At 58.9% G+C, this 16,395-nt stretch carries 13 protein-coding genes; 8 read left to right on the forward strand and 5 right to left on the reverse strand.

Annotation, left to right across the window (positions count from 1 at the left end):
• Positions 1-53: 53 nt before the first annotated feature.
• The 8 genes from JQR87_RS17300 to JQR87_RS17335 all read left to right on the forward strand — a co-directional run bounded on the left by JQR87_RS17300 (position 54) and on the right by JQR87_RS17335 (position 6,325).
• Complete coding sequence (locus JQR87_RS17300) at positions 54-1,307, forward strand: NAD(P)/FAD-dependent oxidoreductase (RefSeq protein WP_407294766.1); 1,254 nt, start codon at positions 54-56, stop codon at positions 1,305-1,307.
• Positions 1,304-1,831 (forward strand): hypothetical protein, encoded by a 528-nt coding sequence (locus JQR87_RS17305; protein ID WP_407294764.1) that lies wholly within the window; start codon positions 1,304-1,306, stop codon positions 1,829-1,831. Before JQR87_RS17300 ends, JQR87_RS17305 begins: the two co-directional genes overlap by 4 nt.
• A complete protein-coding gene (locus JQR87_RS17310; protein WP_407294763.1) occupies positions 1,828-3,018 on the forward strand; it encodes a beta-ketoacyl-[acyl-carrier-protein] synthase family protein in 1,191 nt (396 codons plus the stop codon). The genes JQR87_RS17305 and JQR87_RS17310 overlap by 4 nt, the downstream gene beginning before the upstream one ends.
• Positions 3,015-3,467: a hotdog family protein gene (locus JQR87_RS17315; RefSeq protein ID WP_407294761.1), complete on the forward strand. Its 453-nt coding sequence runs from the start codon at positions 3,015-3,017 to the stop codon at positions 3,465-3,467. Before JQR87_RS17310 ends, JQR87_RS17315 begins: the two co-directional genes overlap by 4 nt.
• Positions 3,464-4,192, forward strand: a complete 729-nt coding sequence (fabG, locus tag JQR87_RS17320; RefSeq protein WP_407294759.1) for a 3-oxoacyl-ACP reductase FabG — start codon at positions 3,464-3,466, stop codon at positions 4,190-4,192. Before JQR87_RS17315 ends, fabG begins: the two co-directional genes overlap by 4 nt.
• Positions 4,192-5,418, forward strand: a complete 1,227-nt coding sequence (locus tag JQR87_RS17325) for a beta-ketoacyl-ACP synthase (RefSeq protein ID WP_407294757.1) — start codon at positions 4,192-4,194, stop codon at positions 5,416-5,418. The genes fabG and JQR87_RS17325 overlap by 1 nt, the downstream gene beginning before the upstream one ends.
• Before the next feature lie 35 nt (positions 5,419-5,453).
• On the forward strand, positions 5,454-5,894 hold the full coding sequence (locus tag JQR87_RS17330) for an excinuclease (RefSeq protein WP_407294755.1): 441 nt from the start codon (positions 5,454-5,456) through the stop codon (positions 5,892-5,894).
• Positions 5,895-6,031: 137 nt separating this feature from the next.
• Positions 6,032-6,325: a hypothetical protein gene (locus JQR87_RS17335; RefSeq protein WP_407294753.1), complete on the forward strand. Its 294-nt coding sequence runs from the start codon at positions 6,032-6,034 to the stop codon at positions 6,323-6,325.
• Between the two features lie 33 nt (positions 6,326-6,358).
• Here the strand turns inward: JQR87_RS17335 and hemE are convergent, their stop codons facing one another.
• From hemE to aroB, 5 genes are all read right to left on the reverse strand, one after another.
• Positions 6,359-7,426, reverse strand: coding sequence for a uroporphyrinogen decarboxylase (gene hemE / locus JQR87_RS17340; RefSeq protein WP_407294751.1), 1,068 nt, complete (start codon positions 7,424-7,426; stop codon positions 6,359-6,361).
• 159 nt (positions 7,427-7,585) lie between these two features.
• Positions 7,586-9,004, reverse strand: coding sequence for an FAD-dependent oxidoreductase (locus JQR87_RS17345; RefSeq protein WP_407294749.1), 1,419 nt, complete (start codon positions 9,002-9,004; stop codon positions 7,586-7,588).
• 110 nt (positions 9,005-9,114) lie between these two features.
• Positions 9,115-13,563 (reverse strand): glutamate synthase large subunit, encoded by a 4,449-nt coding sequence (gltB, locus tag JQR87_RS17350; protein ID WP_407294748.1) that lies wholly within the window; start codon positions 13,561-13,563, stop codon positions 9,115-9,117.
• Between the two features lie 176 nt (positions 13,564-13,739).
• Entirely contained in the window at positions 13,740-15,260 is a 1,521-nt protein-coding gene (locus JQR87_RS17355; RefSeq protein WP_407294746.1) for an AAA family ATPase, read from the reverse strand.
• Positions 15,261-15,280: 20 nt separating this feature from the next.
• Positions 15,281-16,372, reverse strand: a complete 1,092-nt coding sequence (aroB, locus tag JQR87_RS17360; protein WP_407294744.1) for a 3-dehydroquinate synthase — start codon at positions 16,370-16,372, stop codon at positions 15,281-15,283.
• Positions 16,373-16,395: the final 23 nt, after the last annotated feature.

Consider the following 16,395-nt stretch of genomic DNA (forward strand, 5'->3'; position numbering starts at 1 on the left):
TTTTCAACCCGCCGGCAGCAACCGGCGTCCGCCACCCTTGTCGAGTCGAACACATGAAGGCTTCCTCGCATTCTGAAAACCGTAGCGTCGTCATTATCGGCGCGGGGCCTTCCGGGGCCATCGCCGCCGCGTTGCTCAAGCGCCGAGGGCACGACGTGCTGATCATCGAGCGACAGCGGTTTCCACGGTTTTCGATCGGAGAGAGCCTGCTCTCGCACTGCCTGGATTTCATCGAAGAAGCCGGCATGCTTGAAGCGGTCCAGGCCGCGGGATTTCAGACCAAGCATGGCGCAGCGTTCGGTTGCGGCGACCGCTATACGGAGTTTGATTTTCGCGACAAATTCACTGAGGGCCACGGCAGTACATATCAGGTTCAGCGAGCCGATTTCGACCAGCTGCTGGCCGACCAGGCAGCGCTGCAAGGCGTAGAGATTCGCTACGAAGAAGAAATCTTCGCTGCGAATTTCAATGGCTCTCACCCGCGTTTGCAGGTACGCCGCCTCGACGGTAGCGAGTATTCTCTCGAGGCCACATTCATACTCGACGCCAGTGGCTATGGCCGGGTACTGCCGCGCCTGCTCGATTTCGAAGCGCCGTCGAGCTTTCCGCTGCGCCGCGCTGTGTTCACTCACATTCGGGACAACATTGACGACCCACATTTCGACCGTGACAAGATACTCATCACCACTCATCCGGAGCTGCGCGATGTCTGGTTCTGGACCATTCCATTCAGCGACGGCCGTTGCTCATTGGGGGTGGTTGCCAGCGTCGAACGCTACGAAGGGCGTCCGCTGGATCTTGACGCCTGTCTCAAGGAATTCGTCATGGAGGCGCCCAACCTCAAGCGTTTCCTCAAGCATGCAGAATGGGACACCCCAGCTCGCCTGATCAACGGTTACTCAGCCAATGTCAAAGCGCTGCACGGCCCCGGCTTTGCCCTGCTGGGCAATGCCGCCGAATTTCTGGACCCCGTGTTTTCATCCGGCGTGACCATCGCAATGCGCTCGGCGAGTATGGCCGCTGCGGTACTCCATCGGCAGCTGAATGGCGAAGCAGTGGACTGGGACAGCGAGTTCTCAACCCCACTCAAGCGGGGCGTGGACACTTTCCGCGCCTATGTCGAGGGCTGGTATGACGGCAGTTTCCAGGACGTGATCTACTACGAACGCGCCCAGCCGGAGATTCGTCGAATGATCTGTTCGATCCTTGCCGGTTATGCCTGGGACACCAGGAATCCCTACGTCGCCGAGCCCAGACGCCGCCTGCGGGTTTTGTCCGAGCTCTGTGCCAATCCGGCGCCGGTATGATGTTGTCGAAACACCACCTGCCGCATCTGGCTTGGCTATCAATCCTGCTGTTGCTCGGAGCCTGCGCCCATCGCCAGCCCTTGCCAGACCAGACGCCACAGTTGTCGCTACCAATGCAACTGCATGTCGAGCGTCACGAAAAAGATGCAACGGACGATTGGCTATTGGTGATCCAGCAGGAAGGTTCAGGATTGCGCTGGTCGCTATTCAATCCTTTAGGTGTGCCATTGGCGCGCCAGCTATTGCTTGATGGCCGCTGGCAGGCGGACGGCCTGCTACCGCCCAATGCCGAAGCGCGCGCGCTGTTTGCCGCCTTGCTGTTTGCGCTCAGCCCCGCCGAGCAGCTGGACGAGATCTATGTGGGTCGACCCTGGAGTGTGCGGCAGAATAGTCGGTCGATGGCGGACGATGTATCCGCCTGGCACGTTCACTATATGGACAATGGCAGCTTCGAACTCGACGTCGGGCCAAGGCTCACCTATCGTGTCGCGCCTATCGTGCCAGCCGGAGCCCGCCCAGAATGACCGCCTACCTCAATGCACTCGGGCTGATCTGCGCGCTGGGCCGCGGCAAGGCTGAAGTCGCCCGACGCCTGCTGGCAGGCGACAGCTCGGGTATGCAGCCACACCCGCAAATGGTCGCAGGACGCAGGTTGCCGGTCGGGGCTGTTACTGCCGATCTGCCCTCGCTTGGCAACACTCCACAGCGACATGTCACCCGAAACAACCGGCTACTACTGGCTGCCCTGGAAGAAATCGAAACGGATTTGCAAGAAGCGATCATCCGCTTCGGGCCTGGCCGTGTCGGTGTAGTCATTGGGACGAGCACTTCCGGTATTCAGGAGGCCACCCAAGGTATAGCCAGCCTGGGCCGAAACGGGCAGTTGCCATCCGACTACCACTACAGCCATCAGGAGCTCTGCGCACCGGCCAGTTTCATCAGCGAGCGGCTGCAGCTCAGCGGCCCCAGCTACTCGATATCCACTGCATGCACGTCCAGCGCACGCGCATTGCTGAGCGCGAAGCGGTTGCTGGATGCAGGCATCTGCGATGCGGTGATATGCGGCGGAGTGGACACCCTATGCGATCTGACGCTACGCGGCTTCAGTTCGCTGGAGGCAACCAGCGAGCGCACCTGTAATCCGTTTTCGGTTAACCGCGACGGCATCAACATTGGCGAAGCAGCCGCAATCTTCCTGATGACTCGTGAGAAAGCCCCCATCGTCCTCCTTGGTGGCGGTGCCAGCTCCGATGCTCACCATATTTCTGCGCCTGACCCTCAGGGTCTCGGCGCCATTGAGACAATGCGCAAGGCACTGCGCAGCACCGCGACGACAGCGGAGCAGATCACCTATCTGAACCTGCACGGCACCGCGACGCGACACAACGATGCGATGGAGAGCCTGGCTGTCACTGCGGTTTTTCCGGCTGGCGTGCCCTGCTCATCCAGCAAGCCGCTCACCGGACACACGCTGGGCGCCGCCGGCGCGCTCGAGGCTGCGTTCTGCTGGCTGACGCTATCTCAACACAATCCCACCCAGCTGTTGCCTCCACATTGCTGGGACGGCGAGCAAGATGCCGAACTGCCGCGCCTCAACCTCGTTGTAGCGGGCTCGGTGGCAGCATTGACCACTGGACCCCGACGGTTGATGAGTAACTCATTCGCCTTTGGCGGTAACAACATCAGCCTGATCCTGGGAGATGCGCCATGATCGATTGGCCAATCGCCGAACTGGTACCTCATGCGACCGACATGATCCTGCTCGATGCAGTCGAGTCTTTTGACGCTGACACCATCATTGCCCAGCTACAGGTAAAAAGTGCTGGCCTGCTCAGTTTGCCCGATGGAAGCCTGCCGGCCTGGGTCGGTATCGAGATAATGGCGCAGGCGGTCGCCGCCTTCGCCGGCTGCCAAGCGCGACTGGCTGGGCAGCCAGTGGAGCTAGGTTTCTTGCTGGGGACTCGCCGCTATCAATGCAACGTCGAGCGTTTTCCGGCTGGCAGCCAGTTACGCATCCATGCGATGCGCTCATTGCAGGATGACAACGGCATGGGCGTATTCGAATGCCATCTCGACGGGCCTGGCATCCATGCCGAGGCGCGTCTCAATGTGTTTCGCCCGCCTGAAGTGGCGAGTTATCTGCAAGAGCCTTCCCCATGAGTAAAAGCATCCTCGTCACCGGCTCCAGCCGTGGCATCGGCCGCGCCATTGCACTGCGCCTGGCGCAAAGCGGCTACGACATCGTTTTGCACTGCCGCGCGCGGCGGGACGAGGCGGAAACCGTTCAGACTCAGATTCAAAACATGGGCCGTACGGCCCGGATCCTCCAGTTCGATGTAGCTGATCGCGGACAATGTCGCGAACAGCTGGCGGCAGATGTCGAACTGCATGGCGCTTACTACGGAGTGGTCTGTAACGCTGGGCTTACCCGCGACGGCGCCTTTCCGGCCTTGACTGAGGACGACTGGGATCTGGTCATGCGCACCAACCTGGACGGCTTCTACAATGTGCTGCAACCGTTGACCATGCCTATGGTTCGTCGGCGCCAGCCAGGACGGATCGTCTGCATCACCTCCGTATCAGGGCTGATTGGCAATCGCGGTCAGGTTAACTACAGCGCATCCAAGGCCGGCGTGATTGGCGCAGCAAAAGCGCTTGCTGTGGAGCTCGGGAAGCGCCGTATCACCGTCAACTGCGTCGCGCCGGGCCTGATCGATACGGAAATGCTCGACGACGACCTACCCATCGAGGAAATGCTCAAGATGATCCCTGCACAGCGCATGGGCACGCCGGAGGAAGTCGCCGGTGCGGTCAATTTCCTGATGTCCGAAGAGGCTAGCTACATCACCCGTCAGGTCCTCGCAGTCAACGGCGGGTTGTGCTGATGAAACGCGTCGTCATCACTGGCATGGCCGGCATCACCTCATTGGGCAGCGACTGGGCCAGCATTGAAGCTCAGTTCAGCGGCAACCGCAGCGGCATCCGCTATATGCACGAGTGGGATCGCTTCACTGAGCTCAATACCAGACTGGCGGGGCCGGTAGATGATTTCACGGTCCCCAAGCACTGGACCCGCAAGCAGTTGCGCAGCATGGGCCGGGTCTCGCGGCTGGCTGTGAAGGCTTCAGAGCAGGCCCTTGATCACGCGGGTCTGCTCGATGATCCGTCGATTCGCGACGGTCGCATGGGCGTCGCCTGCGGCTCGTCCACCGGCAGTACCGAAGAAATCAAAGCGTTCGGCAATATGCTGCTCAACTCGGTGGCCGATGGCCTGAACGCCAACTCGTACATCCGCATGATGCCGCACACCACAGCGGCCAATGTCAGCATCTTCTTTGGTCTCACTGGCCGCGTGATCCCCACGTCCAGCGCTTGTACCAGCGGCAGTCAGGGAATCGGCTACGCCTACGAGGCAATCAAGTTTGGTCGTGTGCCGATGATGCTTGCCGGTGGAGCCGAGGAACTCTGTGCCACCGAAGCCATGGTCTTCGATGCTCTATACGCCACCAGCCTGCGAAACGATGCGCCGCATACATCTCCCCGCCCGTATGACGCAGGCCGCGACGGTCTGGTTATCGGAGAAGGCGCCGGCATGCTGGTGCTGGAAGAACTGGAGCATGCGCTGGCCCGGGGCGCGACCATTCACGCTGAACTGATCGGCTTTGGTAGTAATGCCGACGGGCAGCACGCAACCAAGCCCGAGCAAGCAACCATGTGCCGCGCCATGCAGCTCGCGCTCGAAGATGCCGGGTTGCGGCCCGGTGCCATCGGCTATGTCAATGGTCACGGCACCGCTACCGAGCAGGGCGATATAGCTGAAACCCTCGCCACCCAGTCGCTTTTCGGTAGCGGCATGCCCATCAGCTCCCAGAAGAGCTTCCTTGGTCACACGCTGGGTGCCTGCGGCGCGCTGGAGTCATGGTTCACCATCGAGATGATGAACAGCGACCGCTATATACACACCCTCAACCTACAGAGCATTGATCCGCGCTGTGGCGAACTGGACTACCTCGTAGACGCGCCGCGCACCATGCAGCATGAGCATGTGATGAACAATAATTTCGCCTTTGGTGGCATCAACACCTCGTTGATCTTTCGCCGCTGGGGCTAAGTTCCTCCCCCCAAAATAAAGCAAGGAGTATGCAGATGAAACACCCCCTATGGATCGCTACAGCAATCATGCTCAGTGCAGTGCCCAGCATCAGTCAGGCTCGCGACACCACTCACTACTTACCGTTTGATCAGGTCGTGGCAGAGGCGACCGCCTCTGGCAAGCTCGACGGCAGCGTAAAGTTCTATCTGGCAGGTAAGTCACCTAAAGATGCGGAGGTTATCCGTCGTGACGTTACTACCAGCAAGAAGACCAACGCTTTCAACAAGACTGACGAGGGCGCTTGCAGCTGGGCGCTGCAATCAGCGCTGATCGGCATGCAGAAGGCCGCGAAGGTTGCAGGTGCCAATGCCGTGGTGGACATCGCCAGCAACTACAAGCACGTCGAATATAAAGATAGCCAGAAATATGAATGCCATGCCGGCGCGATCATGGCTGGCGTCGCGCTCAAGGGCAATCTTGCAAAGGTCAAATGATGGTTCGTGGCGCTCGGGCAGCCGAGCGCTAGTCTTTCGACACTATAGCTCCGACCGTCGCCTACCACCGTCCGCGTCGAACAAATAAATGGACTCAAGAGTCAACTGAACAGATCAACCTCTGCTCAGGAGCTCCCATGTTCGATAAGCCATCGCATAAATTCGAAGTCAACTACATCTTTCAGAACGATCCGCGAAACCAGATCATTGAGTCAGATGACGAGCGGATGTCCCAAGCCAGCGCCGCCAGGCATCTCATCGAGCTGCACAATGGCGACGCCGAGAATAGCCTGGTGATGCCAGACGCTACGGCAGATGAAGGTAAGGTATTGGAACAGGCGGAGGTCATCGGGATAACCGATATTCGCGTGACCAAACTGGTCCATGAACATGACTCCGAGACCACCCCGGGGCACTACCAGCAGCCGTAATGAAAAGAGCCGCTTGAGCGGCTCTTTTTGCTTTTAGCTCCGGTGGTATTGCGCCGATAGTTCGTGGACCGACTCGATAAACGCACCGGCATGTGCCGGATAGACTTCAGGCGTAATGCCATGGCCAAGATTGAATACATGGCCTTCGCCACTACCGAAGCTCGCCAAGATACGCCCCACCTCCGCTCGAATGGCATCGGGTTTGGCGAACAGTACGCTCGGGTCCATATTGCCTTGGAGTGCAACCTTGTCGCCGACCCTGGCGCGTGCGGCACCAATGTCGCATGTCCAGTCGAGACCCAAGGCTTCGGCCCCGGAAGCAGCCATGGACTCCAGCCACAACCCACCGCCTTTAGTGAACAGAATCACCGGTACGCGACGCCCGTCGTGCTCGCGAATCAGGCCATCAACAATCTTCTGCATATAGGCCAAGGAAAATTCCTGATAGGCCGCCGCCGACAAGCTTCCGCCCCATGAATCGAAAATCTGCACGGCCTGTGCACCTGCAAGGATCTGCCCGTTTAGGTAAGCAGTTACCGACTGCGCCAGCTTATCCAGCAGTGCGTGCATGGCTTGCGGGTTTTCGTAGAGCATGGCCTTCGATTTGCGGAAGTCTTTCGAAGAGCCGCCCTCGACCATGTACGTCGCCAAGGTCCAAGGGCTGCCGGAAAAGCCAATCAGCGGCACCCGGCCGTTGAGCTCGCGACGGATGGTACGCACCGCGTTCATTACATAGCCAAGGTCTTGCTCGGGATCCGGAACCGGCAGTGCTTCGATATCGGCCATGCTGTGAACGACCTTCTTGAACCGCGGCCCTTCACCTGTCTCGAAGTACAGCCCAAGGCCCATGGCATCAGGTACCGTGAGAATGTCGGAAAACAGGATCGCCGCATCCAGCGGGTAACGCTCAAGCGGCTGAAGCGTGACCTCACAAGCCAGCTCCGGATTCATGCATAGGCTCATGAAGTCGCCAGCCTTGCTGCGGCTGGCCCGGTATTCCGGCAGGTAGCGTCCGGCCTGGCGCATCATCCACACCGGGGTGACGTCGACAGGTTGCCTGAGCAAGGCGCGGAGAAAGCGGTCGTTCTTCAAGGCAGTCATGTCTGGGTTCCAGCAAAAAAGTGGCGGCATTGTCGCAAAGCGGAAAACAAAAGGCACGGCGAGCGCCGTGCCTTTTATCTATGGGCTTGATTCGGATCAGGCTTTCCGCGCCAACGGTAAGCCTCGAAGATGATCAGAGAATCGCGACCCACCGAGGTGTCAGACTTCCAAGAAGTCGAGGATGCCTTCAGCGGCCTGACGGCCTTCGAAGATCGCCGTCACCACCAGATCGGAACCGCGCACCATATCGCCGCCTGCGAAAATCTTCGGGTTGCTGGTCTGATGCTTGAACTGACCCATCTCCGGGGCCACGACACGGCCCTGATTGTCGGTTTGAATGCCCTTGCCTTCAAACCAGTCAGCGGGGCTCGGGCGGAAACCGAAGGCGATGACGACCGCATCGGCTGGCAGCACTTCTTCGGAACCAGGAATGGGTTCCGGGCTACGGCGACCACGTGCATCCGGCGCGCCGAGACGGGTCTCGACCACTTTAACGCCCTCGACCTTGCCTTCGCCAACGATGGCGATGGGTTGGCGATTGAAGAGAAACTTGACGCCCTCTTCTTTGGCGTTCTTCACCTCTTTGCGAGAACCCGGCATGTTTGCCGCATCGCGCCGGTAGGCACAGGTCACGCTCTTGGCGCCCTGGCGAATGGAGGTGCGGTTGCAATCCATCGCCGTATCGCCGCCGCCCAGAACTACGACTTTCTTGCCTTTCATATCGACAAAGTCATCAGCTGACTTCTCGAAACCAAGGTTACGGTTGACGTTCGCAATCAGGAAGTCGAGCGCGTCGTGCACGCCTGGCAGGTCTTCCCCGGGGAAGCCGCCCTTCATGTAGGTGTAGGTGCCCATGCCCATGAACACTGCGTCGTAATCGGCGAGCAGTTGGTCGATGGTGATGTCCTTGCCCACTTCCGTGTTCAAGCGGAATTCAATGCCCATGCCGGCGAAGATGTCCCGACGACGGGTAAGGACGGACTTTTCTAACTTGAACTCTGGAATACCGAAGGTCAGCAGACCGCCAATTTCCGGGTTCTTGTCGAATACGACCGGCGTGACGCCGCTGCGCACAAGGATGTCGGCACAGCCAAGACCGGCTGGCCCAGCGCCGATGATCGCAACCCTCTTGCCGGTCGGCTTGACCTTGGACATGTCCGGACGCCAGCCCATAGCGAAGGCTGTGTCGGCAATGTACTTTTCAACCGAACCAATGGTAACCGCGCCAAAGCCATCATTCAGCGTGCAGGCACCTTCGCACAGACGGTCCTGCGGGCAGACGCGACCGCAGACTTCCGGCAATGTGTTGGTCTGGTGCGCCAATTCGGCAGCGGCAAGAATGTTGCCCTCCGACACCAGCTTGAGCCAGTTGGGAATGTAGTTATGAACCGGGCACTTCCACTCGCAATAGGGATTGCCGCAACCTAGACAGCGATGGGCTTGCTCACAAGCCTGCTGCGGTTTGAAGGGTTCATAGATCTCGACGAACTCTTTCTTGCGCTGTCGCAGCAGCTTCTTCTTCGGATCCTTGCGCCCGACTTCGATGAACTGGAAGTCGTTATTCAGACGTTCAGTCATTTCAAAACCTCTTAGCGGCAGCCGCAAGCGTAGGCCAGCAGACTGCGTGACAATCACGGAGCGGGGCTGTTCTCGGATACAGGCGTCGAGAACAACCGCTTAAACCTTTTTTATTGGGGGTTGGCCCGAGTACTCGACAGCAATGACGCCAGGTTGGCTGCCTTTGGCTTGACCAGCCAGAAACGACGCAGGTAGTCGTCGAGGTTCTCCAGGAGTTTTGCGCCCCATGCGCTACCGGTTTCGGCTACATACTCACGCAGCACACCCTGCAGATGGCTACGGTGGGCTTCCATCGCCTCCCCCGTGATGCGCTGCAAGTTGACGAGCTCGTTGTTTACCCGATCAACGAAGCTGTTATCCATATCCAGGACATAGGCGAAGCCGCCGGTCATCCCGGAGCCAAAGTTGTAGCCAGTCTTGCCTAGAACACAAACGAATCCGCCAGTCATGTACTCGCAGCAGTGATCGCCAGTGCCCTCAACGACCGCGTGCGCACCGGAGTTACGAACGGCAAATCGCTCTCCAGCGGTGCCGCTAGCGAACAGCTTGCCGCCGGTGGCGCCATAAAGGCAGGTGTTGCCGACAATCGCGGAATCCTGCGACGCGTACCCGCTGTCCTTCGGTGGGGTAATGACCAGCTTGCCGCCCGTCATGCCCTTGCCAACATAATCATTGGCATCGCCTTCGAGGTACAGGTGCAGACCGCCCGCGTTCCAAACGCCGAAGCTCTGCCCTGCCGTGCCCTTGAAGCGGAAGGTGATCGGCGCGTCCTTCATGCCCTGGTTGCCGTGAACCTGAGCGATTTCACCCGATACACGCGCTCCGATGGACCGGTCGCAGTTACAGATGTCCAGTTCGAACTCCCCACCAAGCTTCGCGTCGATGGCCTCCCGTGCGAGCTTGACCATTTCCTCAGCCAGCAGCCCTTGGTCGAACGGTGGGTTTTTCTCGACCTCACAGAACTGCGGCTTGTCAGCAGGGACATGGTCGCTGCCGAGCAGTGGCGACAGATCAAGATGGTTCTGCTTGGCAGTTTCGCCCGGCAGCAGCTCGAGCAGATCGGTACGCCCGATAAGATCTTGCAGGCTCCGCACGCCAAGCCGCGCCAGCCATTCACGGGTTTCTTCAGCAACAAAGGTGAAGAAGTTGACGACCATGTCGACCGTACCGATGAAGTGGTCCTTGCGCAGCTGGTCGTTCTGCGTAGCCACACCGGTAGCGCAATTGTTCAGATGGCAGATGCGCAGGTATTTGCAGCCCAGCGCAATCATTGGGGCCGTGCCAAAACCAAAGCTTTCGGCACCCAGAATCGCCGCCTTGACCACGTCCAGGCCAGTTTTCAAGCCACCGTCTGTTTGAACACGAACCTTACCGCGAAGGTCGTTGCCACGTAGCGTCTGGTGCGTTTCGGCAAGGCCGAGCTCCCATGGCGATCCGGCATAACGGATCGAGGTCAGCGGAGAAGCGCCAGTACCACCATCGTAACCGGAGATCGTAATCAGATCGGCATAGGCCTTTGCGACGCCAGCTGCAATGGTGCCGACACCTGGCTCAGCCACCAGCTTGACCGAAACCAGCGCCTTCGGGTTGACCTGCTTGAGGTCGAAGATCAGCTGCGCGAGGTCTTCGATCGAGTAGATGTCATGGTGCGGCGGTGGTGAAATCAGGGTGACGCCAGGCACCGCGTAGCGCAGCTTGGCGATAAGACCGTTTACCTTTCCGCCCGGCAGCTGGCCCCCTTCGCCAGGCTTCGCGCCTTGGGCAACCTTGATCTGCAGAACTTCGGCGTTAACCAGATATTCAGGCGTGACACCAAATCGGCCGGTGGCCACCTGCTTGATCTTCGAGCTGCGCTCGGTGCGGTAACGGGCGGGGTCTTCGCCGCCTTCACCAGAGTTGGAGCGCGCGCCGATTCGGTTCATCGCGGCTGCAATCGCTTCGTGAGCCTCTGGAGAGAGTGCGCCTAGCGAGATGCCTGCCGAATCGAAGCGTTTGAGAATCTGCTGCAGTGGCTCGACTTCCTCAAGCGCAAGCGGCTTCTCGGATACTTTGAGCTTGAGCAGGTCACGCAGCATCGCCGCAGGACGCTGATCAACCAGTGCGGTGTACTCCTTGAAGCGGCTGTAATCGCCTTCTTGCACCGCAACCTGCAGCGCCGCGACAACGTCGGGGTTGTAGGCGTGATACTCGCCGCCATAAACAAACTTGAGTAGACCACCCTGCTGGATCGGTTTGCGCGCGCTCCAGGCTTCCGTAGCCAATGCCTTCTGCTCTGCTTCCAGATCGGCGAAGCGTGCACCTTTGATGCGGCTGGCGACGCCACGGAAACTGACGTCGACTACCTCGTCAGCCAGGCCCACAGCTTCGAACAATTGCGCGCCACGGTAGGAGGTGATGGTCGAGATGCCCATCTTTGAGATGATCTTCAGCAGACCCTTGGAGATGCCCTTGCGATAATGCTTGAACACCTCGTACAGGTCGCCCAGCACTTCACCGGTGCGGATCAGGTCGCCCAGCACTTCGAATGCCAGGAACGGATAGACTGCCGTCGCACCGAAGCCGATCAGAACGGCGAAATGGTGCGGATCACGCGCGGTTGCTGTTTCCACCAGAATGTTGCAATCGCACCGCAGGCCGGTCTCGATCAGGCGGTGATGCACCGCACCCACAGCCAGCGATGCATGCACAGGCAGCTTGCCTGGCTGAATATTACGGTCGCTGAGAATCAGCATGACCTTGCCGGTGCGCACAGCTTCTTCGGCCTGATCGGCGATATTGGATACGGCTGCCTCAAGGCCGATCGACTCATCGTAGTTGAGGTCGATCAGTTGACGCTCGAAACCAGGACGGTCGAGCTCCATGATCGTGCGCCACTTGGCTGGGGAGATAACCGGCGTCGTCAGGATCGCGCGATCAGCGTGGTCGGCAGTCTCTTCGAAGACATTACGCTCGGAACCCAGGCAGGTTTCGAGCGACATCACGATGGATTCCCGCAGCGGGTCGATCGGCGGGTTGGTTACCTGCGCGAACTGCTGGCGGAAGTAGTCGTAAGGAGAGCGCACCCTGCGCGACAGCACAGCCATCGGCGTGTCATCGCCCATGGAGCCGACCGCTTCCTGCCCCTGTTCGGCGAGTGGTCGCAGAACCTGATCACGCTCCTCGAACGTGACCTGGAACATTTTCATGTATTGCTTCAGTTGGTCGGCGTCGTAGAAGGCCGAACCGTGGTCGTTATCATCCAGGGTCGACTGAATACGCAACGCGTTCTGCCGCAACCAGCTTTTGTATGGATGCTGCGATTTCAGGCGGTTATCGATGTCGTCAGTGTGCAACACCTGCCCGGTTTCGGTATCCACAGCTAGAATCTGACCAGGGCCAACGCGGCCTTTGGCGATCACGTCTTCCGGCTTGTAGTCCCAAACACCAACCTCTGAGGCCAGGGTGATGTAACCGTTCTTGGTCGTGACCCAGCGAGCAGGACGCAGGCCATTGCGGTCGAGCAGACAGATCGCATGTCGGCCATCAGTCAGCACCACACCAGCCGGGCCATCCCAGGGCTCCATGTGCATGGAGTTGAATTCGTAGAACGCACGCAGATCAGGATCCATGGTCTCGACGTTCTGCCAGGCCGGCGGGATGATCATCCGCAGGCCACGGAACAAATCCATGCCGCCGGTGACCAAGAGCTCCAACATGTTGTCCATGCTCGAGGAGTCAGAGCCCGTGCGGTTGACCAGCGGATCAAGGCTTTCCAGATCGGGCAGCAACTCGTTGGCGAACTTCAGCCGGCGTGCCTGTGCCCAGTTGCGGTTACCGGTGATGGTATTGATTTCACCGTTATGAGCCAGGAAGCGGAACGGCTGAGCCAACGGCCATTGCGGCATCGTGTTGGTGGAGAAGCGCTGATGGAAGACGCAAATGGCGGTCGCCAGACGCTCGTCACCCAGGTCGGGGTAAAACTGGGCCAGATCGGCCGGCATCATCAGGCCTTTGTAGATGATGTCCTTGTCGGACAAGCTACAAACGTAAAACTCTTTATCTTCGGCCAGCGCAACTTCGGCACGGCGGCGAGCGAAAAACAACTTGATGCCAAAGTCACGCTCTGACAGCCCTTCAGCGCAAACGAACACCTGTTCGATGCGGGGCAGGCGCTCCAAGGCCAGGCGGCCTAGTACGGTGGTATCGACTGGCACTTCACGCCAGCCAACCAAGGTCAGTCCCTGCGCAGCAATCTGCTCATTGAGGGTAGCGCGAGCTGCGTCCGCCTTGGCGGCGTCCTGGCTGAGAAAGATCATGCCGACGGCGTAAAGCTCAGGCAAATCGGCATTGAAATGCTGCTTGGCCATGGCGCGCAGAAACGCGTCAGGCTTCTGCATAAGCAGGCCGCAACCGTCGCCAGTCTTACCGTCAGCGTTGATACCGCCTCGGTGAGTCATGCAGGTGAGGGATTGAATGGCAGTCTGAAGCAGGTGATGGCTTGCCTCGCCTTGCATGTGGGCGATCAGACCGAAGCCGCAGTTATCCTTGAACTCTTCAGGACGAAACAGACCTGCTCTCATAGGCACTCCACCAGCTAAATGCGTTGTAAATCAACCCCTTATTGACGGCGCACGGAACTACCCCGTCATACACGTGGGCAAAAGGGGGAGCAGTTTACAAAGCTCGGTAAAGCGACACAATTTTATTTTTCTGCAAGCCCCAAAATGAAACGGAACGCACCTTTTTGGGGCAAATCTCACCGATTCTGAGATATTTCCTGCTGCACACTGGCGAAACTTCGCGCCCATGGCTTTCCAGCCTGCAACGAAGCCGGCAATGTCTTGATAGCATCTAGTGCGGCCTTACGACTGGAAAAGCTACCGAAGGTCACCACATAAAGAGGCGCACCCTCATGCTGCTTGACGAAATAGCGGAAGCCTTCTCCCTGCTGCTTCACCAGGGCCTCCGCATTCGTCAACGTCCTCGTCCCTAGCACCTGCACGAGGTAGTGGTTTTTCGGCTGAGCGGTATACCAATCGGTGATCACTGCGGGCTCGCTCGGCTTCGCGTCGGCAGCGGCGCGCACCGGCTCCTGACGGGCGGGCACCACAGGGCTGGGCTCAGCGGCCGGCGGCTGCACAGGCTTGGGCGTTATGATCTCTGCAGGCAGTTGAACATCTTGGCCCACCGGCGCAGCTGGTAAGGGGTCTTCCACCGCCTCCATTGGAGGCTCGCCCTGCTCTTCACCACCCGCAGCGGCAAGGGGCTCACGGATCACTGGCTGACCGGACTCGGGCGAGTTGACCTCAGGCGAAGCAATACTCTCCCCTGCAGCCACTTCGGTCGCCGGTGCCTGTGGTTTCGAATCGAGCGTACTACCCGCTCCGAGCGGCAGATTGGTGGTCAGAGGCTCCGCTGATTGTCCATCGGAGTTACGCATCAGTAGCGCAATTACGACGATACCGACGACCGCAACCAATGCCATCAGATGCTTCATCGGGAGCAGCAATCCCCACCCGGACGACTTGCGCCGCCCTTTGGTCTGCTGCATGGCCTGGACAAGCTCTTCTCGGGCCGCCTGATTGACGGCACCGGGCCAGCCATCAGAATTGACATGAATCCGCTCGATCTGCTCTTCAGTGAAACAATCTAATCCAGCCCCTGCGCCTTCAAGGCGCAGCGCCAAATATTCGCGGGTTTCGTCTTTTTCATAAGGCTGCAGCGCAATGACATGGAAGCGCTCTTCGCCGTCAACCAATGCCTCCAACCGCGCAACCAAAGCGTGCTCGCCAAAGAGAAACACATGTGGACGCCCCTCAGGGGAACCCTGAGCCAATCGCAACAAGGTTTCCACAGCCGCCCCAGTAAGCCGCTCCGCATCATCCACCAGCAGGTAGACTTCTTGGCCTGTCAGAGCCAACTGAATGATCTGCGCCATGATTGATTCGAAGTCCGCATGCTGACTCCCAAGCGCATGAGCTACCTGCTGCAAGACAACGTTCGAATCGACGGTTTCCTGAGGTGATATGACCACGCTTTGAACAGCCTGCTTGTTGCTGCTCGCAACAAGAGCCTGGCGTACCAGTGTTTTTCCGCTTCCTTCAGGCCCTGTCACTACAAGCAGCAACTGACTGTAGCGCGCAAGGTGATGCAACTGACCCAGCACCGGCTTGCGCTGCGCCGGGAAAAACTTGAAGCCAGGTACGCGAGCAGCAAAAGGATCATGGCTGAACCCGTAATGGTTCAGATACGAATCGTCGGCAGACAAACTGGTCATGGAAATCTCTTAGGTTCTGACTATCGCGTAAGCGCGTCGTAGTCGACATTCAATGTGGCTTCAAGCGTCTCACGAGCGAAATCGCTCGTTACGACAGCCTCACCAAGACGTTTGAGGAGCACCAACCTCAACTGGCCGTTGAGCACTTTTTTGTCCACAGCCATGTGCTTGAGAAAGTCCTTCGCGCGCATATTGCCCGGAGGCACCACCGGCAGGCCCGCACGCGACAATAAACGCACCGCGCGATCTCGCTCAGCCGAGCTGATCCACCCCAGCTGGCGGGACATTTCAAGGGCCATAACGGTACCTGCCGACACCGCCTCACCATGCAACCATGCCCCATAGCCTTGATGGGTTTCGATAGCATGGCCAAAGGTATGCCCAAGGTTGAGCGTGGCCCGTACGCCCGACTCCCGCTCATCCGCTCCAACGACCGCAGCCTTCGCATCACAGGAACGCTTTATCGCTTCGGTAAGCGCCGTCTGGTCCAGCCCTCGCAGCCCTTCGATGTTGGCTTCCAGCCACGCAATGAAGGGCTCATCGCAGATGAGCCCATACTTGATGACCTCGGCTAGTCCGGCTGACAACTCCCGTGATGGCAGCGTCGACAGCGTAGCGGTATCGATCAGCACTGCCCGGGGTTGATAGAAGGCACCTATCATGTTTTTGCCGAGCGGGTGGTTGATGCCGGTCTTGCCACCGACCGAGGAATCGACCTGTGATAGCAACGTCGTCGGTACCTGGATAAAATCGACGCCTCGTTGATAACTGGCAGCGGCAAACCCGGCCATGTCACCGATCACTCCGCCGCCCAAGGCTATGATCGTGGTGCTGCGGTCATGCCTGGCCGTTAGAAGCGCATCAAAAATCAGCTGCAACGTCTGCCAGTTCTTGTGCGCCTCGCCATCAGGAAGCACAACCGGAGTAATAGAGTAGTCGGCGAGGCTACGAGATAGCCGTTCTAGATAAAGCGGCGCAACGGTGTCGTTTGTAATGATCGCAACTTGCTTGCCACGGATGTGGCGGGCCAACAGCTCACCCCGATCTAAGAGCTGCGCACCTATATGGATCGGATAGCTACGTTCGCCGAGATCGACCTGAAGAGTCTGCATAAGGCCCCCAATGATAAAGGGAG

Origin of the sequence: Stutzerimonas stutzeri (genome assembly GCF_051028275.1) — a bacterium.
GTDB classification, from domain to species: domain Bacteria; phylum Pseudomonadota; class Gammaproteobacteria; order Pseudomonadales; family Pseudomonadaceae; genus Stutzerimonas; species Stutzerimonas stutzeri_AS.

Coding starts and splice junctions, on each gene's coding strand:
- JQR87_RS17305 (WP_407294764.1), top strand. CDS start 1,304: ATGATGTTGTCGAAACACCACCTGCCGCATCTGGCTTGGCTATCAATC.
- JQR87_RS17335 (WP_407294753.1), top strand. CDS start 6,032: ATGTTCGATAAGCCATCGCATAAATTCGAAGTCAACTACATCTTTCAG.
- JQR87_RS17345 (WP_407294749.1), bottom strand. CDS start 9,004: ATGACTGAACGTCTGAATAACGACTTCCAGTTCATCGAAGTCGGGCGC.
- aroB (WP_407294744.1), bottom strand. CDS start 16,372: ATGCAGACTCTTCAGGTCGATCTCGGCGAACGTAGCTATCCGATCCAT.
- gltB (WP_407294748.1), bottom strand. CDS start 13,563: ATGAGAGCAGGTCTGTTTCGTCCTGAAGAGTTCAAGGATAACTGCGGC.
- JQR87_RS17355 (WP_407294746.1), bottom strand. CDS start 15,260: ATGACCAGTTTGTCTGCCGACGATTCGTATCTGAACCATTACGGGTTC.
- JQR87_RS17310 (WP_407294763.1), top strand. CDS start 1,828: ATGACCGCCTACCTCAATGCACTCGGGCTGATCTGCGCGCTGGGCCGC.
- hemE (WP_407294751.1), bottom strand. CDS start 7,426: ATGACTGCCTTGAAGAACGACCGCTTTCTCCGCGCCTTGCTCAGGCAA.
- JQR87_RS17330 (WP_407294755.1), top strand. CDS start 5,454: ATGAAACACCCCCTATGGATCGCTACAGCAATCATGCTCAGTGCAGTG.
- JQR87_RS17325 (WP_407294757.1), top strand. CDS start 4,192: ATGAAACGCGTCGTCATCACTGGCATGGCCGGCATCACCTCATTGGGC.
- JQR87_RS17300 (WP_407294766.1), top strand. CDS start 54: ATGAAGGCTTCCTCGCATTCTGAAAACCGTAGCGTCGTCATTATCGGC.
- JQR87_RS17315 (WP_407294761.1), top strand. CDS start 3,015: ATGATCGATTGGCCAATCGCCGAACTGGTACCTCATGCGACCGACATG.
- fabG (WP_407294759.1), top strand. CDS start 3,464: ATGAGTAAAAGCATCCTCGTCACCGGCTCCAGCCGTGGCATCGGCCGC.